The following is a 23,501-nucleotide window of genomic DNA, read 5'->3' as shown; positions in this document are numbered from 1 at the left end:
GGTGATCGATGACATGACCCAAGCCAATCAGGGACCACCGACAATCAGAGGCCACGAAGACCCGTTCTGACCGGATGGTGGACACGACTTTCGACGACKTTCACGGACCCAGGGCCGGCGTGGTTTCGAGGCTCGCACCTCAACCACCGARAGCRCCGTCCCGGCCGGGCGGATGACAGGGTTTCGAGGCTCGCTGCGCTCGCACCTCAACCACCGAGAGCACGGTCCCGAMCGSGTRGGTGGCGKGGTTTCGAGGCTCGCTSCGCTCGCACCTCAACCACCGAAAGCGCCGTCCCGGCCGGGCGGATGACAGGGTCTCGAGGGGCCCGCGCTGCTCGCACATCGACCACAGAGAGCACGGTCCCGAACGCGTGGGTGGCGGGGTTTCGAGGCTCGCTSCGCTCGCACCTCAACCACCGAGGGCACGGGATCGCCGGCAGGCGAGCCCCGGACGCCCGCCTCAGCGAGCGGAACGCAGCGTGGGGAAGGTCCAGTCGCCGCTCAGGATCTCGGGGCGGGGGCGGTAGAGCCGGACCAGGTAGTTCCAGCCGTCGGTGATGGGCAGGGAGTTCTCGCCCTCGCCACCGAAGCGGACGGTCACGCTGCCATCCTCGTCGCGGGCAGCGGTGATGTTGTTGACGCTGTAGGCACCCTGCTGGTTGGGCTCGAAGAAGCCGTCGGCGTTGTAGACCGAGATCGACCAGAACCCGTCGACCGGGACGTCGTCGCCCACGGTGAGCTCGTACTCCCCCACCGGCAGACCGGGAGTCACGCCGACGTAGGCGGCCTCGGCGTCGGGGAGGCCACCCCAGCCGGCGGCGGTGCCGATGAGGTGGTGCACGGGGTCGACGTCCTCCTTGCGTCCGAAGCTGCGCGCGAAGGACTCCTGGTCGGCGGCGAGGGACAGCAGGGCCCGACGGGTGCGGTCGAGGCTGTCGGTGTCGTAGTCGGGCATCACGAACGGGTCGCCGGCACCGGCCTCGATGCCCAGCTGGTCCTGGACCGCGGCGACGGCCGCGAGGTCGGCGGGATCGCGGGGGTCGACGAGGGTGCGGGCGGCGACAGCGACGTACCGGCTGCCCGCCTCATCGACACCGAGGTCGTAGGTGCCGGGGTCGTGGAAGACCTGGTTGATGTAGTGGTCCTCGTTGACCACCATCACCGAGAGGTAGCGCTCACCGGCGTCGGGCACGGTGAGCCGCGCGCCGTCGGACAGGTCGACGATCGCGAAGCTGTAGAGCGTGTCCCGGTTGAGCCGGATCACGGTCTGCTTGTCGACCGACGCGGCCTCCCTGTGGTGCAGGAGGCGATTGATCCCTCCGGCGTCGCGTTGCAGGTCGGCCAGCATCCGGTGGGTCTCGGCACGGGCGAAGTTGTCGGCGTTGACCTTGGGTTGCGACATCTCCCGAGCGTGCTGTTCGCCCGCACGGACCGGCTCACCTCATACGGGTGAGCCTGGAGACAGCGCGGTCAGTCGTTGCTGAGCACGCGGAGGTGACCGCGCTTGGTGCCGTTGCGCGGGTCGTCGCCCCCGTGGTCGACCGGACGCGGCGGCAGGGGGCGCTCGATCGGACGGGCGGCCTCGCGGACGGCGTCGGCCAGCGCGAGCAGGTCGTCGGAGGACGGGCCACGGGTGGACGGGTCCGGCGCCAGGCGCAGCACCTCCCAGCCGCGGGGGGCCGAGAGCCGCTCGCTGTGCAGGTCGCACAGGTCGTAGGCGTGCGGCTCGGCGTACGTCGCGAGCGGGCCCAGGACGGCCGTCTGGTCGGCGTACACGTAGGTGAGCGTGTTGACCGCAGTGCGACCGCAGGCAGTGCGGGAACAACGACGGCTGAGGCTCACCCGCCAGACGCTACCCGCCGCTCGGGTGCCTCGTGATTAGGCTCGCGGCATGGATGAGGTGCTCCCCCGCCGTCGCGTGACCCGAGACCGGCGCGGCCGAGGCATGCGCGGGCCCGGCGTGATGCCCGCACGGCTGGGCGAGCCGGCGGTGCGCACGGCGCGCGAGCGCTTCGACGACCTCGTGCTCGGCATCGTCACCGAGGTCGACGAGCGGTGGCAGGAGCGGCTCGGGCTGGTGGAGTACGCCGTGGAGGACGCTCCGATGCTCCCGGACGACTGGGGCGACGAGACGGTGCCGCTGTCCTCGCTGGTGCGCGGCACGGGTGGTGACCCCACCCGGCTGGTGCTCTTCCGGCGGCCGATCGAGCACCGGTGCGAGGGCCGCGACGACCTCGAGGCGATGGTGCTCACCGTCGTGGTCGAGCAGGTCGCCGAGCTCCTCGGCCTGCCGCCCGAGGACGTCGACCCGCGGTACGGCGACCAGCTCGGCTAGCCACCACTAACGCAGCGACGGGCGGACGTCGGCGACGAGGCCCTGCAGCACCAGCGGCGTCAGCGGGACCACCGCCAGGCCGGGGGGTCCGACCTCCACGGCGGCCACCACGGTGGTCCGCTGGACGACCAGGTCGAGCTGGGTGCCGTCCGGGTCCAGCTTGATGCGCGGCGAGACGCCGGGACCGACCGCGACCCGCTCCCGGGCCACCTCGCGCCCCCGCTGGTCGCGCAGCGTGTAGGTCACCACCCCCGCCCGGTCGGCGCCGGCGAGGACCAGCCGCGCCGGACCGCGCGGCAGGGTCAGGGCGGCCCGGTCGTCGAGCGGCGCGCCAGCGACGGCGTGCGACAGGTCGCCCGACGCCAGGGTGCGCAGCGACGCGGTCACCGGCAGCGACGAGTCGAGCCGGAGCCCGATCGCCCCGCGCGCGGCGTTGCCCTGGAGCACGCCGGTCAGGTCGACGCTGGTGGTGGCGCCCGGGGGGACCGTCAGCTCCTCGAGCCGCGACGGCGTGAACTCGCTCTCCTGGGTCACCACGCGCAGCGCCACCCGCACCTCGTCGTCGCCGGGGTTGGCCACGGCCAGCACCCGGTCTCCGGGCTTGCCGCCGAGGCCGACGACGTACGACGTCGTGGCGGGGGCGGCCTGCGGCGGCAACCAGTCACGGCTGCGGGCGCCCCGACCCAGCTCGTCCACCAGGTCGACGACATGGGCGCCGAGCCGCCCGCGGGAGACCACCACGCGCAGGCTGAGGTCGGACCGGTCGGGCACGACGGCGGCGAGGTCGAAGCGCACCGTGCGCCCCCCGGGCACGGTGACGCCGCGCATCGCGGGGACGTCGACCGGGCCGTCGGGACCCAGCACGGCCACGTCGGCGACCGCCGGTCCGCGGTCGGGGTTGGTGAGCTCGAGGACCGAGGCGTGCTCGGCCGAGGCACCCACCCCGGTGAACCACTGCTCCGGGCTCGGCAGGTCGCACGACGTCGCGGTGCCCTCGCCGTACCGGCCGGCGACGAGCCCTGCGGCGAGCTCACCGTCGGCCTGGAGCACCACCGGCCTGCCGGTGGCGACGCGCGCGGTGCCGTCGAGGGCGAGGGTGTCCTCCGCCGGCAGCCGGGTGGTGACCTCGCCGCTCCCGCCGGTCGCGCTCGCGACCGAGACGGTGCCGGCGCCCGGGAGTGCGGCGGGGCACACCAGCGTGGTGCGCGTGAGCGACACCTCGGCCGGGGGCCGGGTGGTCGTGTCGTCGACGACGGGACTGACCAGGCTGATGGCCCCCACCGTCAGCAGCGGGATGACGATCGCGAGGACGTCCAGGGGACCTGCCCGACGGGCCGGCCCGGACGGTGCAGCGCGACGGCCCGGTCTCGACCTGGAGTCAGTCATCGCGACCCCTCCTCACGGTGGGAGCGGCCAGGACGAGGACGAGCAGGAGGGCGGCGACCTGCACCACCAGCAGCAGGAGGCGCGGCCAGGTGGTGCGGCCCTCGATCCCCTCGGCGGACAGCGGCCGGTCGACGCGCCAGGCCCGGGTGGACCGGTCCTCGGCACTGGCCTGGTCCAACCCGGCGGTGGCGTCGAGGCCGGCGGCGATGGTGCCGTCCGCGGGCGACGGCAGGACGACGTACTCGATGCCGGCGCGGGCCAGCGACTCCACGAGCTCGCCGGTCGGCGCCGAGACGAGCTCGGTCACCTGCCGGGTCAGCTCCACGTCCTCGTCGGCAAGGGCGAGCACCTCGTCCTCGCCGAGCGTGACGCCGTCACCGCGCAGGATGCGGTAGTCGATGCCCTCGTCGACCGAGCCGCGCAGGACCAGCACGCCGTGCTCGTCGCCCAGCAGCGAGCTCTGCTCCATGTAGGCCGGGACCACGGCGGGCTCCTCACGCGTGAGCGCGTGCCCGTCGGGGTTGGCGAGCCACCAGACGAGGCCCCCGATGGGGACGATCGCGGCGACGGCGGCGAGCAGACCGGCCAGGACGCGCTGCCACAGCGCGTGCCGCCGGCCGTCGTGGAGGCGCTGCAGGTAGGCCTCCGCGCCCAGGACGGTGGCGATGACGGCCAGCCCCTGGAGGATGACGACGAAGAGCCCGAGGCTCGGACGGGTGCGGATCGCCGGCAGCTCGAGGGTGACGAAGCCGAGGCCGGCCACCACGACGGCGGCGGCCAGCGCGACCAGCCAGCACGCCAGCACCGGCACCCGCGTCGAGCGCGGCAGCAGCGCGAGGATCGCGAGCAGTCCCAGCAGGGCGCCCAGCCACCACGGCGCACCGAGGTCGCCGAGGCGGCCGGTCAGCAGGCCGACGACGTCCACCCGGTCACCGGGGAGCCGACCGGCCTCGAGGAGCAGCCCCTCGGCCGACCCGGTCGTGACGAGCGGCACGATCCACGGCGCGAGCAGCACCGGCACCATCGCCAGGGCCACGACCGGCGGCCCCCAGCTGTGCCGGTCCTTGAGCAGTCGTGGGGAGATGAAGGCGGCCACGCCGAGCACGACCCCCGCGGCCAGGACCGCGAAGAGCCACACCCCGGGCACGAAGGCCGCACCGAGGGCGACGAGCAGCGCCGTCCGCCATGCGGCCCGCCAGCGGCGGTCGCGGTCGGGGTCGGCGAAGCCGAGGGCGGCGTGGGCGGTCCACGGCAGCAACGCGGCCACGGCAACGGTGCCGAAGCGGCCCTCGCCCCACGCGCCGGACGTGGCCGGGACCAGGCCGTAGGTCACCGCGCCCCACACGTGCAGCCAGCGCGGCATGTCGCGGGTGTCGACGAGGTGGCCGACGACGGTCAGCAGCCGCCACGCCCCCCACGCCGCGAAGGGGACGGCCAGGAGCATGAGCGCCGAGACCACGACCCCCGGCCCGCCCACCAGGCTGGCGACGAAGGCGAACGGGAGGACGTACGCCGGCGCGGGGACGTCGGTGCCCGACCCGAGCGGGTGCCACGTGTGCAGGTGCAGCTGCCACCACTCGGCCACGTCTGCGGGCACCGGCGACAGGGCGCCACCGGTGATCGAGCCGAACGCCGTCCGCGCGCCGACCACCGCGAGGATCGCGAAGAGCGCCAGCACGACCGCGACCGGGTTGGTGAGGAACCGCACCACGAGGCCGCTGTCCTGGAGGTAGGCCTCCTCGTCGTCCTCGTCGCGGCGGTCCCGGTCACGCGACGCCGGCTGGGCGGCCAGCTGCTGCTCCGCCCGGACCGCCCTGCGGCGCTCGGCGACGTCCTGGGCCTGGTTGGTCGCGGCGGCCGCCAGGTCGGTGACGAAGTCGAGACCGTGCCGGTAGGGCAGCCACGGCGGGGCCAGCAGGCGGCGTACGTCGTGGGGGTCGCCGGTGCGTCGCGCGGCGCGGGTCCGGCGCGCCGCCAGCACCTGGCGGGGCCGGGAGTAGACGGACAGCACGGCGGCGAGCTCGTCGAGGGCCTCCCCCACCGAGCGCACGACGAGGAAGCCGAGCACCCGGAGCAGCGACCCGAGGAACAGCCGCACGACCTGCCACGGCAGCCGGCGCGGGGTGGCGTTGGCGAGCATCGTCAGCAGCGCCGCGCGCCGCTCCTGGTAGTGCGTGTGGCGACCGGTCAGGGGCGTACGACGTACACCGCGGTGGGCCGCCTCCGCGTGGAAGACCACGGCCGCGGGCACCACGATCGTGGTGTGGCCGGCCTCGGCGGCCCGCCAGCCGAAGTCGATGTCGTTGCCGAAGATCGGCAGCTGGAGGTCCAGACCACCCAGCCCGGTCAGGACGCTGCGGCGTACGAGCATGCCCGCGGTGTTGACGGCGAGGACCTCACGGACCTCGTCGTGCTGGCCCTGGTCGTACTCGCCGCGCTCGAGGCCGGTCTCGCGGTGGCCCGTGCCGGTGATGGTCAGGCCGACCTCCAGCAGGCGCTTGAGCGAGGGCCACTCCCGCAGCTTGGGCCCGAGGATCGCTGCCTCGGGGTGCTCCTCGGCGGCCCGCAGCAGCTGCTCGAGCGCGTCGGGGGCGGGCCGGCTGTCGTCGTGGAGCAGCCAGACCCACTCGTCCTCCACCTCGGGCACCTGGTCCAGGGCGTGGGCGACGGCCTCGGGATAGCTCGTCGAGCCGGGCAGCTCGAGCACGGACTCGTCGTGCAGGAGCCCGCGGAGCAGGTCGGCGCTGCCGTCCCTGCTGGCCGTGTCGACGGCGATGGCGCGGTCGACGGGGCGGGTCTGGGCCTCCAGGCCCTCGAGGACCGCCGGCAGCCACCGGGCCCCGTCATGGCTGACGAGGAGCACTGTGACGGTCACCGGAGCACCCTAGCGAGGGCTCGGTGAGGCCCGAAAACGTCGTGCGGACGACGGGCGGGGCCGCCCCGAAATGCGCGGCGGGCCCGCTGGATCAGCGGGCCCGTGGCGCCTCGTGCATCAGACTGCGCGCTTCTTGAGCTTGCGGCGCTCCCTCTCGGAGAGGCCGCCCCAGATCCCGAAGCGTTCGTCGTTCATCAAGGCGGACTCGAGACAGTCGTCCCGCACCTCGCAGGTCAGGCAGACCTTCTTGGCCTCCCTGGTGGATCCGCCCTTCTCCGGAAAGAAGGCCTCCGGGTCGGTCTGCGCGCACAGGGCGCGGTCCTGCCAACCCTGCTCTTCGGCGTCCGGCTCGAGGAGAAACAGTTCTGCTCTCATGGCTTTCGCCCTTTCGACCCTGGTGATGGAGCTCTTCGTCCCCCCGCGGAAGCCGGTTCGAGACCTGCCGCCGACGGTGAAGAACACTGTGGGAATTACATGCCTGTCGTACACCTGAAGTCAAGCCCAGATCTGATATGGCCCGAACGGGCCATGAGGTCCCCCGAACGGGCGATCGGCGGTAGGGCAAGGTATTCGCATGCAGAAGATTTCCGTGCTCTCCGGTGGTATGGGCGGAGCGACGTTCGTGCGTGGCCTGCTCCACGGGATCCGTACCGGGGCGCTGCCCGGCGTGGCCCCCGACGCGGAGGTCACCGTGGTGGCCAACACCGCCGACGACATCTGGGTCCACGGCCTGAAGGTCTGTCCCGACCTCGACACTGTCATGTACACCCTCGGCGACGGCATCGACCCCGGTCGCGGGTGGGGACGCCGGGACGAGACGTGGAGCACCAAGGAGGAGCTCGCGGCGTACGGCGTGGAGCCCACGTGGTTCGGCCTCGGCGACCGCGACATCGCGACCCACCTCGTCCGCACCCAGATGCTCGACGCGGGCTACCCGCTCTCCGAGGTGACCGCCGCCCTGTGCCGGCGCTGGCAGCCCGGCGTCCGGCTGCTCCCGATGACCGACGACCGGGTCGAGACCCACATCGCCGTCGCCGATCCCGACGAGCCGAGCGGTCGACGCGTCGTGCACTTCCAGGAGTACTGGGTGCGCCTGCGCGCCCAGGTGCCGGCCGAGGCCGTCGTCGTGGTCGGCCTGGACGCCTCCAGCCCCGGTCCCGGCGTGCTCGAGGCCATCGCGGACACCGACCTCCTCGTGCTGCCCCCCTCCAACCCGGTCGTCAGCGTCGGCACGATCCTCGGCGTCCCCGGGATCCGCGAGGCCGTCGCCGCCACCCCCGCGCCCGTGGTGGGCCTCTCCCCCATCGTCGGCGACACCCACGTCCGGGGCATGGCCCACCAGGTCCTCACCGCCATCGGGGTCGAGGTCACCGCCGGCGCCGTCGCCCGCCACTACGGCAGCCGCCGCGACGGCGGCCTGCTCGACGGCTGGCTGGTCGACACCCGCGACGCCCACCACGTGGCCTCGGTCCGCGAGGCCGGGATCGCCTGCGAGGCGGTGCCGCTCATGATGGTCGACGACGACGCGACCGCGGCGATGGCGGCGGCCGCCGTCGGGCTCGTCCGGTGAGCCGGCTCGAGGTCACCGCGCCGGACGGGCTGCCCGAGATCACCGTCGACACCGATCTGGCCCGCGTCATCACCGCCGTCACCGAGCTCGCCGACGGCGACGTGGTGGTGGTCACCAGCAAGGTCGTCAGCAAGGCCGAGGGCCGGGTCCGGCCGGGCGATCGCGGTGAGGCGCTGGCGGAGGAGACCGTCCGGGTCGTCGCCACCCGGGGCCCCACCCTCATCGTGCGCAACCGGCTGGGGCTCACCATGGCCGCGGCCGGCATCGACGCCTCCAACGTCGGGCTCGGGCAGGTCGCGCTGCTGCCGCTCGACCCCGACGCCAGCGCGCGGGGGCTGCGCTCCGCGCTCCTCGAGCTCACCGGCGCCAACGTGGGCGTGGTCATCACCGACACGGCAGGCCGGGCGTGGCGCGAGGGCCAGACCGACATCGCGATCGGCGCCGCCGGACTGGTCGTCGCCGAGGACTTCTGCGGGCGCGAGGACCCCTACGGCAACCCGCTGGCGGTGACGTTGCCCGCCGTGGCGGACGAGATCGCCGGAGCCGCGGAGCTCGCCCAGGGCAAGCTCGCGGGCCGTCCCGTCGCCGTGGTCCGAGGTCGGGCCGACCTGGTGCTGGACGCCGGGGACCACGGCACCGGGGCCGTCCGCCTGGTGCGAGCCGAGGGAGCGGACATGTTCGGCTACGGCGCCCGTGAGGCCGTCGTCCGGGCCCTGGCCGGGCACCCGGAGGACCGCCGCCCGTTCGGCGCTCCGGTCCTCCCCGATGAGCTGGTCGCGGCGATCGAGCGGGTCCACCGGACGGGACGAACGACCCTCGCCGCGATCGACGGCGACCCCACGTCCTACGAGCTGGGGCTGGGCGGCGCTGCCGACCGCACCGCCGTGACCGCCGTGTGCTTCGCCCACGGCTGGACGGTGGACGGGTGGCGGGCCGGCGATTCCGACGTGGTGGCCACCGTGTCACCCGCCACTCCGTAGACTCTGCCCCCGACCCCCGCCGGAGCGCTGCACACGAGCGCCCCGGCGCGGAGCCCAGTCCCCGATCCGAGAGACACCGCGCCGTGAGCAAGAAGGACAGGACCGACCGTCAGGCGGTCATCGACTCCATCCGCAAGAAGCAGGCGGGCACCGAGAAGCGCCGCGGCTTCGCCCTCGTCGGGGCGAGCATCCTGGTGGCGCTGGTCATCATCGGTGCGGCGGCCTACCAGCCGATCAAGAACTGGTGGGACCTGCGGTCCTTCGACTCCCAGGCCATCGAGGCCATCGGCGCCCCCGCCTCGGACTGCGGCGAGATCACGACCAAGAAGGCCACCGGCGGCCAGGACCACGTCGAGCCCGGCACCCCCCTCCAGTTCGAGGACTCGCCCCCGGCCTTCGGCCAGCACTACAACGTGTGGGACGGCATCGAGCGCAAGCTCTACAACGAGTCCGACCGGCCCGACGTCGGCGAGCTCGTGCACAACCTCGAGCACGGCTACACGATCCTCTGGTACGACGAGACGGTCGCCGGGAGCGACGCGATGATGGACGACCTGCGCGGCATCGCCTCCAAGAAGTCGAGCACCACCAACCTGCGCGACAAGTTCAAGGCCGTGCCGTGGACCTCGGAGGACGGCGACCCGTTCCCCTCGGGCCAGCACGTCGCGATGACCCACTGGTCGGTCGGCGGCGAGGCAGCCGGCGAGGGTGGCGAGCAGGTGGGCGTGTTCCAGTACTGCTCCGCCCCCAGCGGCGAGGCGCTCGACGCGTTCATGGAGCAGTACCCCTACATGGACTCCCCGGAGCCGACCGTCCTCTGACGGCCCGCTCCCCTCAGGTCAGACCGACGTGGCCGTCCTCCTTGAGGGCGGCCACGATCGATTTCACGTCCTGGGCGCGGGCCAGCGTGGTGACCAGCAGGGCGTCTCCGGTGTCGACCACCACGACGTCCTCGAGCCCGACCACCGCCACGACCCGGTCGCCGGCCGGGACCACGAGCCCCGAGCTGTCGATGGCGCGCACCCGGTCGCGGTCGCCCAGCACGACGGGCTCGCCGTCGGCGGCGGGCAGCAGCGAGCGCAGGGAGGCGAAGTCGCCCACGTCGTCCCAGCCGAACCGCCCCGCGACCACGGCGACGCGCCCGGCGGCCGCCGCGGGCTCGGCGACGGCGTGGTCGACCGCGATCCGCGGCAGCGATTCCCAGACGTCCTCCAGGGTCGACGGGTCGGCGGCGATGGCTCGCAACGCCGCCGCGAAGCCCGGGTCCGACTCCGCCAGCAGGTCGAGGAGCACGGTCGGTCGCACGATGAACATCCCGGCGTTCCACCGGTAGCCGTCCGCGACGTACGTCGCCGCCACGTCGGCGTCGGGCTTCTCGACGAACTCGCGCACCACCCGCGTCCCGGGCACCCCGTCCACCTCGTCGCCGGCACCGATGTAGCCGAAGCCGGTGGCGGGGTGCGTCGGCTCGATCCCGATCGTGACCAGCCACCCGGCCCGGGCCGCGTCGACGGCGCTCGCGACCGCCGCGTGGAAGACCGCGGGCTCGCTGATCACGTGGTCGGCGGCGAAGGACCCCATGACGGCGTCGGGGTCACGGCGCTCCAGCAGCGCGGCGGCGAGGCCGATGGCGGCCATCGAGTCGCGGGCCGACGGCTCGGCCAGCACTGCGTCCGCCGGCACGTCGAGCTGCTCGAGCACCGTGTCGCGGTGCGCGCGGCCGGTCACCACGAGGATGCGGTCCTGCACGAGCGGCGCCAGCCGGTCGTGGGTGGCCTGGATGAGCGTGCGGCCGGTGCCGGTGAGGTCGTGCAGGAACTTCGGCGACGACGACCGCGAGAGCGGCCAGAGCCGGGTGCCGGCCCCGCCCGCGGGCACGACGGCCCAGAAGTGGTCGATGCTCGGGCCCGACGGCTGGGACGGCTGGGGCGTCTGGGTCATGGGCCGGAGCCTAGGCTGCCGCCGTGACCACCTTCGACGCCACCCTGCGCGCCCAGCTGCGCCGCGACCCGGGCCGCCCGCTCGTGACCTGGTACGACCACGCGACGGGCGAGCGTGTCGAGCTGTCGGTGACGACGTACGCCAACTGGGTGGCCAAGGCCGCCAGCCTCCTCGTCGAGGAGGGCGACCTCGAGCGCGGGATGCGGTTGCGCATCGACCTGCCGACCCACTGGCTGTCCCCGGTGTTCCTGGGGGCCGCCTGGACGGTCGGCCTGGTCGTGACGTCGGACGACGACCCCGACGCGGTGGTCTGCGGTCCCGACGACCTCGAGGAGTGGGCCGCGCGGGGTGACGACCTCGTGGTCCTCGCCTGCAGCCTGCTGCCGCTGGGCGTCCGCTTCGCCACGCCCGTCCCGGCCGGGGTGCACGACGTCGGCCTGGAGATCTGGTCCCAGCCCGACGCCTTCGCCCCGTGGGACCCGCCGACCGTGCGGGACGCCGCCACCGACGGCGCCTACGGCGATGCCACCCAGGGAGCGCTCATGGAGTCGGCCGCCGCCGGGAGTCTCCTCACCGACGGCGGCCGTCTCTTCTCGATGGCGAATCCGGCTTCCCCACCGGGAGTCGCCACCTTCACCGAGCCGCTCGTACGCGGCGGCTCGCTGGTCCTGGTCCGGAACCCGGACCCGGAGCGGCTCGACGCGACGTACGCCGCGGAGCGTGCCACCCACCGGGCCGGGGACCCGGAGGCCCGACCGGCTCCCTAGCCGGCCAGGTCGAAGCCCTCCATCCCTCCGCCGAGGTAGCGCGGGGCGGCGACCTTGCCGCTCGTGCCGGTGTAGAGGTAGACGTCGCCCGTGCCGGCCCGCCGCACGATGTAGTCGCCGCGTCCCTTGGCCCGGATGTCGCTGACGCTGAAGACCCAGTCGAAGGCCGAGAGGTCGCTGGGCAGCCCCGCGAGGCTGACCTTGCGTCCCGCCACCTGCTGGCCGGCCGCGACGCCGGTGCCTGTGCCGGCGTAGACCATGAGCTTGCCGCTGGCCGGGGTGCCGAGGAGGTCGGGGAAGCCGTCGCCGGTCACGTCACCGGCCGGGGCGAAGGTGATGCCCCCGAAGCCCCTCCCGACCACGACCGGCGGGTTCAGCCCGCCGGCACCGTTGCCGCGGTAGAGGTTGAGGCTGCCGTCGGCAGCGCGGGCGATCACGTCGCCCTTGCCGTCGCGGTCCCAGTCCCCCACGTTGAGGAGCGTGTCGGCGCCCGCGAAGGAGACCCCGGTGTCGATCGGTGCCCCCAGGTCGAAGGTGCCCCGGTTGGCGATCACGACGAGGTTGTTGTCCTTGACGCCGACGAGGTCGGGGGCGGCGTCTCCCACCAGGTTGCCGGCGCCGGTCATCGAGCGCAGCGAGCGCACGTTGGTGGCCGGTCCGACCGGCGTCCCGAAGGTGCCGGTACCCGAGGACGGGAGGATGAAGACCGCACCCTTGGTACGCCGTGCGACGAGGTCGAGGCGGCCGTCGCCATTGAAGTCGGCGCCGCTGGTGATCCGGTTGTAGACCCCCCACGAGCCGGGGACGGCGGTCCGGGCACCGAAGCGACCGTTGCCCTTGCCCTTGAAGAGCATGAGGCCCCTGCCGTTGCGGGCGAGGAGGTCGACGTTGCCGTCACCGTTCTGGTCGCCGGCGCCGATGAACTGCACGTAGCTGCCCATCCCCTTGCCCAGGACGACCCGCTTGAAGCCACCCTTCGGCGCACCCATGAGTGCGACGAGCTTGCCCTTGTGGCGGGCGACGAGGTCGTTGCGGCCATCCCTGTCGAGGTCGCCGACCGCGGTCATCAGGGTGTGGCCACGGGTCGACGTGATGACCTTGGAGGTCGCCTTGAAGCGTGCCTTGCCCTTGCCGGGCCGGATCCGGAGCACGCCCTTCTTGCTGGTGGAGACCAGGTCGACGACCCCGTCACCGGTGACGTCGGGCGTGACGAGCACGTCCTGCTTGTCCTTCCAGCCCTTGGTCGAGACGGTGGCCGCCTTCGCGAAGGCCGTGAGACCCCCGGTGGGGACGATGAAGCCGCGGCCGTCGCCGGCGCGGCGGACGACGAGGTCGGGGTACGCCGCGCCCGCCAGGTTGGACTGGGGTGCGGGCTCGCCGATCTTGACCGTCGTGGGCGCCGGCGGCGGCGGCGGCGCAGGCGTGCCGCCCGCGACGGCGTACGCCCTGATGTTGGCGAGCTTGGCGTAGAGGTAGCGACCCGGGCACGCGGTCGAGCCGGCGTCTCGGTGGCCGTTGATGGCCGCGAACTTCGTCCGGCCCACCTGCTGTGACATCGAGGCGGGGTTGACCCCGTGCAGGCCGAGCTTCCACGCGAAGAGGGCGCCGTAGGCCTGGAGCATCACCTCGGGCGGCTGGACCACGTCGAAGTTGCCGATCGCCGACATCGCGAACGCGTAGTCGTTGTAGCCCAGTGTGTGGGCGCCGACGACGGCCTTGTCGATGCCGCCGTAGCGGCCCTCCCAGATCCGGCCGAAGCGGTCGACGAGGAAGTTGTAGCCGATGTCGCTCCACCCGCGGGACTTCACGTGGTAGGCGTAGATGCTGCGGAGGATCCCCGGCACCTGCGCCTCGGTGTAGTCGTTGGCGTTGACCGTGTGGTGCACGAAGCCGGCGCTGATCGAGCCGTAGCGCAGGGCGCCCTTGTTGCGGATCGACTCGTCGGCGCCCCACTGGGCGCGGCTGAAGATCGTCGGCTGGGCGGCCTTGCGGGCGGCCTGCAGGGTGATCTCGCCGGACTGCTCACCTGACTGCTCGCCGCGCTCCTCGAACTCCTCGTCGTACGACGTGTCCTCGTCGCCCTCGGCGGTCTCCCCACCGACGGCCGGGGTCTCGCTCTCGGTGGCCTCGGCCCGGCCCGGCTCGACGACGGCCATGGAGAGGTCGTCAGGGAGGGCGTCGTCCGAGCTGGCCTTGATCTGGACGGCGTCGACGTCGCCGATGATCAGCGGGTCGGTGCCGGGACGCGACGTGGCGGCGTCGGGGCTACCGGCGTCGGGGGCGTGGTCGTCGTGGTACTCCAGGTCGGCCCAGTCGCTCCAGGTGTCGCCCTCACGGGTGCGCACCTGCAGGGCGATCTGCTCCTCCTCCAGCTCCTCGCCGTGGGCCCAGGTGACACCGACGGCGCCGTAGCCCGTCACGTCCTGGGGCAGGCTCGTGACGCGGTTGCTCGTCACCGAGCCGCCGACCACGGTCTCGCCGGCCAGCGACCGGGCGTTGCCGGTGCTGGTCGTGAGCGGGACCTCGGTGACGCTGGACTCGACCGCCGCGGTCGGCACGGTGGCCGAGCGCAGGGCGCCGGAGATGACCGCGGGGCCCCCCGAGCCGGCCGCACCGGGGTGCTGGCCGACGATGTCGAGGGAGATCACCCCCGAGGCCGGGGTGAGGACGGCAAGGACCACACCGAGGGCCAACATCTGCTGGCACGCGGTGATGAAACGGGCTTGGACAAGACGCATAAGTGGCTACTCCAGTGCGCGGGGAAGGTCACACAAGAAGGCAACTTTCACACCAGTCACACTGGTTCGCTAGGTTTCGTGAGTAACTACAATCGTGTAATTTCCAGTCGACACGCCGACGACTTCCACAATTGTCAACTCCGTGCGGGCGTGGCGCAGTGAAATCGCGCAGTCAGGGCGCCCTCCCGGGCAGCTGGCGGGAGACGACAACCCCCGCMGCGACCAGCACGTCGTACGCCGCCAGGCACGGTCAGGCCCGAGCACGCTGGCTGTGGCGCGTAACTGGCGGCAGACGACAGACCCCGCAACTGTGGCGGGATGCCCGGTTCTGTCTCGGGTCCGTCTGGACACTCTGACCCGAGACTGGCGGGAGACGACAACCCCCGCMGCGACCAGCACGTCGTACGCCGCCAGCTGCCACCGGGCGTGCGGGCAGCGGGCGGTCGGGCCACCGACCTCAGATGTCGGCGCCGAGCCCGTCGTCGGCCCCGCGGCTCTTGTCGTCCTCGTCCTCGTCGTCGTAGTGGAGGAACGCGATGCCCTCGTCGACGTCACCGTCGAAGGTGAGCTTGCCGTGGTCGAGCACCAGGACCCGGCTGCACAGGTTGCGCACCGAGCCGGGGGCGTGCGAGACGTAGAACATCGTCACGCCGGACTTCACGATCTCGTCCATGCGCCTCTTGCACTTGCGCTTGAAGGGCCGGTCCCCCACCGCGAGCGCCTCGTCGGCGATGAAGATGTCGGCGTCGACGTTGATCGCCACCGCGAAGCCGAGGCGCGCCTTCATGCCGGAGCTGTAGTAGGCGACCTCGGTGTCGAGGAACTTGCCGAGGTCGGCGAAGTCGACGATCTCGTCGAACTTGCGGTCGGTCTCGGCCCGCGACATCCCCAGGATGGCGGCGTTGAGGTAGAGGTTGTCGCGCCCGGTGAGCTGCGGGTCGAAGCCCGCGCCGGTGGCGATCAGGCCGGCGATCCGGCCGCGGGTCAGCACCGAGCCCGAGTCGGGGCGCATCACGCCGCTGATGAGCTTGAGGAGGGTGGACTTGCCGGAGCCGTTGAGCCCCATCAGGCCCACCGACTCGCCCTCCTGGACGGTGAAGCTGACGTCGTCGACGGCGTTGAAGACGTCGTGGGTCTTGCGCCCGCGCGCCTTGGCGATCGCGATCTGCTTGAGCGAGCGGTGGTAGGACATGGTGAACGACTTGGTGGCGTTCTCCACCTGGATCATGGTGGTCATCAGAGGCGCTCCGGGACCCTCGACTCGAGCCGGGAGAACAGCCGCTGGGCGAGGACCACGCACACCAGCGAGATGAGCGTCATGATCAGCCCGCGCGTGAAGAGGTGGTCGGGCAGGTGCAGGCCCTCGGTGTACGCCGGGTCGCTGGTCGTGCCGGTCCAGAAGGCGCGCTGGGCCAGGAGCACCGCCTCCGCGACCGGGTTGAGCAGGTAGTAGGACGCGATCGGCTCACCGAAGCGCTCCTGGACGAGGGTGTACGGGTACATCATCGGCACGCTGAACGTCGTGAACTGGGTGAGCGTCTGGGCCACCTTGCCGAAGTCGCGCATGAAGACGTTGGCGACGCTGAACACCAGGCCCAGCGCCAGGCCCAGCAGGGCGATGAGGGTCAGGCCCAGCAGCATCGCGGCCATCCCCACCGGGTCAGGCGTCCACCCCAGCAGGATGCAGACGAACAGCAGGATGAGGATCATCGGCACCGTGTGCCAGGCGGCCACGAGCATCCGCGACACCGGGAACATCTCCCGCGGCACGGGCAGCTTGGTGATCAGCGTCCGGTTCTGGATCAACGACTGGGTGCCGCCGTTGAAGGTCTCGGTGAAGAAGTGCACCATCACCATGCCGGCGAAGAGGTGCACGGCGAAGTTCTCCATGTTGCCGCCGCGCCCGACCATCACCTGGAACAGGAAGTAGAACAGGCAGAAGCGGATCGCGGGCTGGAGGTAGCTCCAGAGCCAGCCCAGCACCGTGCCCTGGTAGCGGGACTGGATGGTGTTGCGCACCAGCATCCGCAGCAGGTAGCGGCGTCGTACGACCTCGGCGAGCCCGGTGGCCGCCGGGGGCACGAGCGGCATCGCCTCGAGCTCCTCGCGGGTGGGCCGCCGCGAGGCCGGGGTGCCGTTGGTGAGGAGACCGCTCATGCAGACGTCGGTCCGGTGGTGGTGGCGTCAGCGTGCGGCGTCTGGTCGGTCCAGGGCTCGAAGGTCTTCTCCCACGCCTCCGGCGAGGTGATGTCACCAAGGGCCCCGCGGTACTCCGCGGCCAGCCGCGGCCACTCGCGCTGGAAGCGCGAGTGGATCTCCGCGGTGCGCTTCATCAGGTCGCGGAACCGCTCGGGGTCGCGCTCGTAGAGCGCGGCCGAGTTGCCGTCGGGCATCGAGACGACCGCCGAGTCGTAGCGCGCGATGCGGTACCACTTGGCGTCCATGGCCGGGATCTCCGCCTCGGGGTGCTGGCGCGAGGTCGGACGCACCGGCCGCAGCTGGCGCAGCGGCATGGTCGCGGCCCGGACCAGGGTCGACATCCGGCCGGGGACGCCGGAGTCGTCCTTGCCCTTGCGCGGCGGCTTGTGGCGGCGCACGGGCGGGAAGGCGTCCGGGTCGGCCTGCAGCTGGGCGTCGGTGAACTGCTTGCGGAAGGCGTTGACCTCCGCGAGCCGCGTCGCCAGCTTGTCGTGCAGGGCGTAGGGACCCTCGAGGACGTCCTCGAGCGCCATCAGCCGCAGCTCGACGGTGGAGTACTGCATCGAGACGAGGTGGGCGATCTGGTGGTTGAGGCTCTCGCGCACCATCCGGCCGCCCCGCTCGTACGGCGAGTGGAGCAGCGCCGCGACGAAGCGGTTGCGGAGGTGGAAGTAGGCCTGCCAGTCGAGTGCGTCGTTCTTGTCGGTCCACGGGATGTGCCACACGGCAGCACCGGGCATGGTCACCGTCGGGTAGCCCGCCGCCTTGGCGCGCAGGCCGAACTCGGAGTCGTCCCACTTGATGAAGAGCGGGAGGCTGAGGCCGACCTCGTCGAGCACCTGGCGCGGGATGAGGCACATGAACCAGCCGTTGAAGTCCACGTCGATGCGCTTGTGCAGCCACCGGGTGGAGCGGAGGTTGCGGGCGGCGAAGTCCCAGTCGCCGAACACGCCCGGGGCCGAGAGCCACCAGAAGCGCCACGGCGTGATGATCTCGCCGAAGCTGTGGAGGCGGGTGCGGGAGTAGATGCTGAACATGTGGCCGCCCACGATCGTGGGGCGGCGGGCGAGGTCACCGAAGGTGACGGCGCGGATGACGCCCTCGGGCTCGCAGATGACGTCGTCGTCCATCATCATCGCGTACGTCGCGGTGCCCTTGCGGACCGACTCGAGCTGGCCGCGGGCGTAGCCGCCCGAGCCGCCGAGGTTGCCCTGCTCGATGACGCGCAGGGTGTCGCCCAGGCTGGCGGCGGCGTCGGGGAAGAACTCCGAGTCCACCATCTTCTGGGTGCCCTGCTCCATGACGAGGACCTCGTCGAGGTAGGGCCGCAGCTCGGGGGTGGAGCCGAGCTGGCCGATGAGCTTGGCGACGAAGTCGGGGCGGTTCATCGTGGTGATGCAGATGTCGACCGTGCCGTGCTCGGCCCGGTCGGCGGGCACCTGGGCGGCCCACTCGGCGGAGCGGATGACCACGTCCTCGTCGCCGGCCACGACGTCGTACCAGTACCAGCCGCCGTCGACGAAAGGCTTGAGGGTGAGCGCGAAGTCGAAGGTCGAGGACGCCTCGTCACCGGTCGTGACCGTCTCCACGCGCTGCGAGCGGCCGTTGGCCATCGAGCGGTAGACGGTGACGGTCGCGCCGCGGCCCTCGACCGTCAGGGTCAGGTCGACCTCGGAGACGATCGTGTAGCGACGCCAGTAGCTGGCAGGGAAGGCGTTGAAGTAGGAGCCGAACGAGATGCGCTCCTCGGCCGGCAGCCGCAGCGCCTCGCGGTCGAGGATCTGGTCGGGGTGGATCGAGACCCCGGTCGAGGTCGACTGCCGCATCTGGGCGGCGTTGAGCTGCTGGGCCGAGCGGTTGGAGCCGACCTCGTACTTGTCGGCGTCGAGGACGGCGGCCTCGGGGTCGACGTACAGGCGGTAGACGTCGGTGTCCCCGTCGATGGGCAGGATCTGCCGCTGCAGGACACGGCGTGTCGTCGAGCTGGTCATGCGTCCACTCCTCCGCTCGTCAGCGGCTCTCCGTCGGCGAAGTGCGGCTTGAGCTTGTTGTCGAACATCGACAGCGCCGACCCGATGGCCATGTGCATGTCGAGGTACTTGTAGGTGCCGAGGCGGCCGCCGAAGAGCACCATCGGCTCGGCCTTGGCCAGGTCGCGGTAGGCGAGCAGCTTGGCCCGGTCCTCGGCGGTGTTGATCGGGTAGTAGGGCTCGTCGTCGGGCTCGGCGAAGCGGGAGTACTCGTGCACCACGATCGACTTGCCGGGCAGGTAGGTGCGCTCGGGGTGCAGGTGCTTGAACTCCAGCACCCGCGTCCACGGCACGTCCTGGTCGTTGGCGTTGACCACGCCGGTGCCCTGGTAGTCGTCGACGTCGACGGTCTCCTGCTCGAGGTCCACGGTGCGCCACGAGAGACGGCCCTCGGAGTTGCCGAAGTACTCGTCGACGGGGCCGGTGTAGACGACCGGGACCTTTCCCTTGAACTCGTCCTGCACGTCGAACCAGTCGGTGTCGACGCGCACCTCGATGTTGGGGTGGTCGGCCATCCGGGTCAGCCATGCGGTGTAGCCATCGACCGGCAGGCCCTCGAAGGTGTCGTTGAAGTAGCGGTTGTCGAACGTGTAGCGCACCGGGAGCCGCGTGATGATGTCCGCGCTCAACTCGGTGGGGTCAGTCTGCCACTGCTTGGCGGTGTAGCCCTTGACGAACGCCTCGTAGAGCGGGCGCCCGATCAGGCTGATCGCCTTCTCCTCGAGGTTGGTGGCGTCCTCGGTCGCGATCTCGCTGGACTGCTCGGCGATGAGCGCCCGGGCCTCGTCGGGGGTGTGCGCCTTGCCGAAGAACTGGTTGATGAGCGCCAGGTTCATCGGGAAGGAGTAGACCTGTCCCTGGTACTTGGCGAACACCCGGTGCTGGTATCCGGTGAAGTCGGTGAACCGGTTGACGTACTCCCACACCCGCTTGTTCGACGTGTGGAACAGGTGGGTGCCGTACTTGTGCACCTCGATCCCGGTCTCCTCGTCGATCTCGCTGTAGGCGTTGCCGCCGAGGTGGTAGCGACGCTCGAGCACGAGCACCTTGAGGCCGAGCTCGGAGGCGCAGCGCTCGGCGACGGTGAGGCCGAAGAAGCCGGAGCCGACGACGACGAGGTCGGGCTGGTCGATCGATCCCTGGGACAAGGGGAGAACTCCTGTGTGTGGACGCATCCCCCGCGGGGGCTGGACGAGTCTAGCGAGGGGGCCGGGCCGAATCGGAAAGGCGGCGCATGCCCCGCGCCGACGCCATGGCGCGGATCACGTTGCGCGCCTCGGCTCGGCCGCCGCGGGCGGGGCTCAACAGGACCACCGCCAGGGTGATCAGCCACGGCTTGAGCCGGACGAGGGCGTTCTCCCCGTGGCGCAGGTGCACCACGAAGAGGTTGCGGTACATGTAGAAGCCCTTCCAGCCCGAGAGGTCGTGCTGCTGGTTGAAGTCGAGCTGCCGCACGAGCACGGCGTCGCGGACCCCCCAGATCCGGCGCCCGGCCCGGCGGGCGCGGACGGCGTACTCCGCGTCGTCGTAGAAGATGAAGAAGGCGGGGTCGGGGAAGCCGATCTCGGTGATCACGTCGCGACGCACCATGAAGCCCTCGAAGGCGACGTTCTGCACCTCGACCAGCGCGGGCATGGACGCCCGGTCGGCGTACGCCGTGTCGACGGCGGCGCGCTTGGGGTGTATGGCGAGGGGGTTGCGCAGGTCGAACTCGATGGCGGCCTTCTCGACCAGCGTGCCGGCGAGGTCCTCGCGCACGGCGATGAGGCAGTCCTCGTCGACGGCCATCAGGACCGCGAGGCAGTCGGGCGCGGGCACCACGTCGTCGTCCATCAGCCAGATGCGGTCGAAGCCGGCGTCGTACGCCGCCCGCACGCCGAGGTGGAAGCCGCCGGCCCCGCCGAGGTTGGCCTCCGACGTGGTCACGTGGAGCGGCAGGTCGGTGCGCGCGTCGAGCACGGCCCGGGTGTGGTCGGTGCTGGCGTTGTCGATGACGAAGACCGCGTCAGGGGCGCGGGTCTGGGCGGCGAGGCCGTCGAGCATCCCGACGAGCAGGTCGGCGCGGTCGTAGGTCACGACGACGACCGCGACGCTCTCCGGCCCGGTCATGCGAGGAACCTCTCGTGGCCGTCGTACTCCCCCGCCAGGCCGGCGCGCATCGCCCGCGCACTCAGGCGCAGGCGGGCGGCACTGGGGCGGGTGAAGGTGTAGAACCAGACGGTCTTCACCACGAACGCGAGGGCGTGCAGCGGGCCCCGGTAGTCACGCAGGTTGACCAGGTTGTTGCGCGCCATGCAGTAGTGCTTGAGGTCGCTGGGGCTGTGGTTGTAGGTCGTGCGGCCCCACATCATCGGCGTGCCGAGCTCCCCGACGCTGGGGTGAAGCACCCGGGCCCCGGTCACGGTCGCGACCCGGGCGCCGGCCTCACGGGCGCGCCAGAGGTACTCGACGTCGTCGCCCCAGATGAAGAACTCCTCGCGCGGCAGGCCGATCCGGTCGACGAGCTCCTTGGTCACCAGGACGCCGTTGAAGGGGATCACCACGTCGGCCAGCACGCCGTCGCGGGCGGCGGCGCGGGCCTGGGCGACGTCGCCCACGACCCGGGCACCACCCGGCAGCCGGATCGGGAAGACCAGCCGGTCGGGGTCCTCCTCGTCCACGACGAGCGGGCCCCAGAAGTCGAGGTCCTCGCCGTGGGCCAGCAGGGTGGTCAGGCAGTCGGGGTCGGGCAGGCCGTCGTCGTCCATCAGCCACACCAGGTCGGCGTGGCGGTCGATGGCCCAGGCCAGGCCGTCGTGGAAGCCGCCGGCGCCACCGCGGTTGTGCTCGAGGGTGCGCGCGAGCAGCGGGGTCTCCCCCGTCGTCGGCTGTCCCGCCAGCCACTCGCCGGTGCCGTCGGTCGAGGCGTTGTCGACCACCACGACCTCGTGGAGGCCGCGCACCTCGCCCAGCCGGGCCACGAGGCGCTGGAGCAGCGGCAGCCGGTTGAAGGTGACGACCACCGCGACGACACGGCCATCACGGGGAGCAGTCACGGCGTACACCCTAGGTGCCGCACGCCCCCGCCTAGCAGGCCGCCCCGAGGTCCTCGGAGTCGTTGGCGGCGTACCCGTCCTTGAGCGTCCCGAGCGAGCCGCCCGTCATCGACGGCGGAGCGGCGGGCGTGGCAGCCGGGGCGGGAGCCGGTGCCGGCCCGGTCCCGGTCGCGGGGTCGGTGCCCGCCTCGGCCTCGGCCTCGTCCTCGACGGGCGCGGGGGCCGGGGCCTGGCCCTCGGCCTTGTCGATCGCCGTGGCGATCGTGCTGTGGACGAGGTCGATGTCCGGGTCGGCCGTGGAGATGAGCGGCGGCACCAGCGAGACGGTCGCGATCTTCTGGCTCTTGGCCTTGAGGGCCAGCTCGACGAAGCGGCCGACCTCACCGCGGGGCACGCTGGTCGAGATCATCTCCGAGGAGGCCTTGGCGATCTTCTCGAAGTTGCGCAGCGCCGTCTCGGGGCTGACCTGCTGGAGCATGGCGTTCATGACGCACTTCTGGCGGGCCATCCGCGAGTAGTCGTCGGAGCCCTCGCGCGCCCGGGCGAACCACAGGGTGTCCATGCCGTCGAGCGTGCGCGTGCCCGGCTCGATGTAGCGGAAGAAGGAGTCGTGCGGCAGCCCGACCGGGATCCGGTCGCGGACCGTCAGCTCCACGCCTCCGACCGCGTCGACGAGGTTGCGGAAGCCGGCGAGGTTGACCATGGCGTAGTAGTTGATGTCGAGGTCGGTGATGCCCTCGACGGCCGACACCGTGGCGTCGACGCCGGGGTTGTCGGAGCCCTTGAAGAGCTCGGTGTTGTCCTGGGCCCAGGTGCTGACGCCGTTGAGGTAGCAGCCGTCGCAGTCGAAGCCGCCCGGGAAGGCCTTGGCCATCGGCGACCCCTCCTCGAAGGGGAAGTTCGCCATGTTGCGGGGCAGGCCGATGAGCACGGTCTTGCCCGTGCGGGCGTCGATGCTGGCCACGGTGAGCGAGTCGGGACGCAGGCCCCAGCGGCCCGCTCCGGAGTCGCCGCCGAGGAGCAGCACGTTGAAGCGGCCCTCGTGGGCGCCGACCACGGCGCCGTCGCCGAACATCGTCAGCATGAACTGTCGCTGCACGTCGACCATGTGGGCTCCGAAGAGCAGCGCGCCGGCAACGGTCAGGGAGAGCAGCCCGTTGACGCCGACGACCGCGAGCCGCTGCTGGCGCTGGAGCCCGAGGGGCTGCCCGAGCCGCCAGGCGTCCATGAAGAGGAGGGCCCAGCCGACGGCGAGGGCCATCAGGCCGAGGCGGATGACGCCGAGGAGCAGGGTGTTGGAGGCGACCCAGAAGACGAAGGAGTGCGCGAAGACCGACACCACGGCGCTCAGCAGGGTGACCACGACGACCGTCATCCACACGCGTGTCGCGATCCGACCGATGCGGCGGTTGCCGGCCACGAGCTGCGCGGAGCCGGGGATGACCAGGGTCATCACCATCAGCGTCACCGCGCGGCGGAAGCGCACGCGCTGCGCCCGGTCGGCGGTGCTGGAGCGGCCCGCGTCACTCGAGGTGACGGTGGGACCGGTGGTGCCGTGCGGAGCGTCGGGGTGCGACCCGCTGGAGCTGTCGGGTGGCATGAGGTGCCTCTCTTGCTGGGGGAAGTCAGCCCGCCCAGTATCACC

The 23,501-nt window shown here is 72.0% G+C and carries 19 protein-coding genes; 5 read left to right on the top strand and 14 right to left on the bottom strand.

Annotation, left to right across the window (positions count from 1 at the left end):
- Positions 1–460 precede the first annotated feature (460 nt).
- Both ASG88_RS10705 and ASG88_RS10700 read right to left on the bottom strand, forming a co-directional pair.
- Positions 461–1,402, bottom strand: coding sequence for a DUF1214 domain-containing protein (locus ASG88_RS10705; protein WP_056887375.1), 942 nt, complete (start codon positions 1,400–1,402; stop codon positions 461–463).
- A 68-nt stretch (positions 1,403–1,470) separates the two neighbouring features.
- The gene (locus tag ASG88_RS10700; RefSeq protein WP_056887374.1) at positions 1,471–1,842 is read right to left on the bottom strand and encodes a DUF3499 domain-containing protein; all 372 of its coding nucleotides are present in this window, start codon (positions 1,840–1,842) and stop codon (positions 1,471–1,473) included.
- A gap of 49 nt (positions 1,843–1,891) precedes the next feature.
- On the opposite strand from ASG88_RS10700, the gene ASG88_RS10695 reads away from it, so the two are divergent.
- Entirely contained in the window at positions 1,892–2,335 is a 444-nt protein-coding gene (locus ASG88_RS10695; protein WP_235534798.1) for a metallopeptidase family protein, read from the top strand.
- A 6-nt stretch (positions 2,336–2,341) separates the two neighbouring features.
- Here the strand turns inward: ASG88_RS10695 and ASG88_RS10690 are convergent, their stop codons facing one another.
- From ASG88_RS10690 to ASG88_RS10680, 3 genes are all read right to left on the bottom strand, one after another.
- Positions 2,342–3,721, bottom strand: a complete 1,380-nt coding sequence (locus ASG88_RS10690; RefSeq protein WP_056887372.1) for a DUF5719 family protein — start codon at positions 3,719–3,721, stop codon at positions 2,342–2,344.
- Positions 3,714–6,596, bottom strand: a complete 2,883-nt coding sequence (locus tag ASG88_RS10685; protein WP_056887371.1) for a glycosyltransferase family 2 protein — start codon at positions 6,594–6,596, stop codon at positions 3,714–3,716. The genes ASG88_RS10690 and ASG88_RS10685 overlap by 8 nt, the downstream gene beginning before the upstream one ends.
- Before the next feature lie 117 nt (positions 6,597–6,713).
- Positions 6,714–6,971, bottom strand: coding sequence for a WhiB family transcriptional regulator (locus tag ASG88_RS10680; RefSeq protein ID WP_056887442.1), 258 nt, complete (start codon positions 6,969–6,971; stop codon positions 6,714–6,716).
- Between the two features lie 199 nt (positions 6,972–7,170).
- Between ASG88_RS10680 and cofD the strand changes: the two genes are divergently transcribed.
- The 3 genes from cofD to ASG88_RS10665 all read left to right on the top strand — a co-directional run bounded on the left by cofD (position 7,171) and on the right by ASG88_RS10665 (position 9,967).
- Positions 7,171–8,166, top strand: coding sequence for a 2-phospho-L-lactate transferase (gene cofD / locus ASG88_RS10675; protein ID WP_056887370.1), 996 nt, complete (start codon positions 7,171–7,173; stop codon positions 8,164–8,166).
- Positions 8,163–9,146 carry a coenzyme F420-0:L-glutamate ligase gene (gene cofE / locus ASG88_RS10670; protein WP_056887369.1) on the top strand — a complete coding sequence of 328 codons (984 nt, stop codon included), beginning with the start codon at positions 8,163–8,165 and terminating at the stop codon, positions 9,144–9,146. Before cofD ends, cofE begins: the two co-directional genes overlap by 4 nt.
- Before the next feature lie 83 nt (positions 9,147–9,229).
- Positions 9,230–9,967 carry a DUF3105 domain-containing protein gene (locus tag ASG88_RS10665; RefSeq protein WP_056887368.1) on the top strand — a complete coding sequence of 246 codons (738 nt, stop codon included), beginning with the start codon at positions 9,230–9,232 and terminating at the stop codon, positions 9,965–9,967.
- 13 nt (positions 9,968–9,980) lie between these two features.
- Here ASG88_RS10665 and ASG88_RS10660 read toward each other — a convergent pair whose 3' ends face one another.
- The gene (locus tag ASG88_RS10660) at positions 9,981–11,087 is read right to left on the bottom strand and encodes a mannose-1-phosphate guanylyltransferase (RefSeq protein ID WP_056887367.1); all 1,107 of its coding nucleotides are present in this window, start codon (positions 11,085–11,087) and stop codon (positions 9,981–9,983) included.
- 23 nt (positions 11,088–11,110) lie between these two features.
- On the opposite strand from ASG88_RS10660, the gene ASG88_RS10655 reads away from it, so the two are divergent.
- Positions 11,111–11,854, top strand: coding sequence for a TIGR03089 family protein (locus ASG88_RS10655; RefSeq protein ID WP_056887366.1), 744 nt, complete (start codon positions 11,111–11,113; stop codon positions 11,852–11,854).
- Here the strand turns inward: ASG88_RS10655 and ASG88_RS10650 are convergent.
- From ASG88_RS10650 to ASG88_RS10615, 8 genes are all read right to left on the bottom strand, one after another.
- Positions 11,851–14,592 carry an FG-GAP-like repeat-containing protein gene (locus tag ASG88_RS10650; RefSeq protein ID WP_157559668.1) on the bottom strand — a complete coding sequence of 914 codons (2,742 nt, stop codon included), beginning with the start codon at positions 14,590–14,592 and terminating at the stop codon, positions 11,851–11,853. The genes ASG88_RS10655 and ASG88_RS10650 overlap by 4 nt on opposite strands.
- A gap of 457 nt (positions 14,593–15,049) precedes the next feature.
- Positions 15,050–15,829, bottom strand: a complete 780-nt coding sequence (locus ASG88_RS10645; protein WP_056887364.1) for an ABC transporter ATP-binding protein — start codon at positions 15,827–15,829, stop codon at positions 15,050–15,052.
- Complete coding sequence (locus ASG88_RS10640; RefSeq protein ID WP_056887363.1) at positions 15,829–16,749, bottom strand: ABC transporter permease; 921 nt, start codon at positions 16,747–16,749, stop codon at positions 15,829–15,831. The genes ASG88_RS10645 and ASG88_RS10640 overlap by 1 nt, the downstream gene beginning before the upstream one ends.
- Positions 16,746–18,782, bottom strand: a complete 2,037-nt coding sequence (locus ASG88_RS10635) for a glycosyltransferase (protein WP_056887362.1) — start codon at positions 18,780–18,782, stop codon at positions 16,746–16,748. The genes ASG88_RS10640 and ASG88_RS10635 overlap by 4 nt, the downstream gene beginning before the upstream one ends.
- Positions 18,779–19,996, bottom strand: coding sequence for a UDP-galactopyranose mutase (gene glf / locus ASG88_RS10630; protein ID WP_056887361.1), 1,218 nt, complete (start codon positions 19,994–19,996; stop codon positions 18,779–18,781). The genes ASG88_RS10635 and glf overlap by 4 nt, the downstream gene beginning before the upstream one ends.
- Positions 19,997–20,018: 22 nt before the next feature.
- Positions 20,019–20,930, bottom strand: coding sequence for a glycosyltransferase family 2 protein (locus tag ASG88_RS10625; protein WP_056887360.1), 912 nt, complete (start codon positions 20,928–20,930; stop codon positions 20,019–20,021).
- Entirely contained in the window at positions 20,927–21,856 is a 930-nt protein-coding gene (locus ASG88_RS10620) for a glycosyltransferase family 2 protein (RefSeq protein ID WP_056887359.1), read from the bottom strand. The genes ASG88_RS10625 and ASG88_RS10620 overlap by 4 nt, the downstream gene beginning before the upstream one ends.
- 31 nt (positions 21,857–21,887) lie before the next feature.
- Entirely contained in the window at positions 21,888–23,456 is a 1,569-nt protein-coding gene (locus ASG88_RS10615; protein ID WP_056887358.1) for an LCP family protein, read from the bottom strand.
- Between the last annotated feature and the right edge of the window lie 45 nt (positions 23,457–23,501).

The sequence above is a fragment of the Nocardioides sp. Soil777 genome, from assembly GCF_001428425.1.
Classification (GTDB): domain Bacteria; phylum Actinomycetota; class Actinomycetes; order Propionibacteriales; family Nocardioidaceae; genus Nocardioides; species Nocardioides terrigena.
Note: the sequence above shows the minus strand (reverse complement) of the source record. Positions and strands in the feature narration are given on the sequence as shown.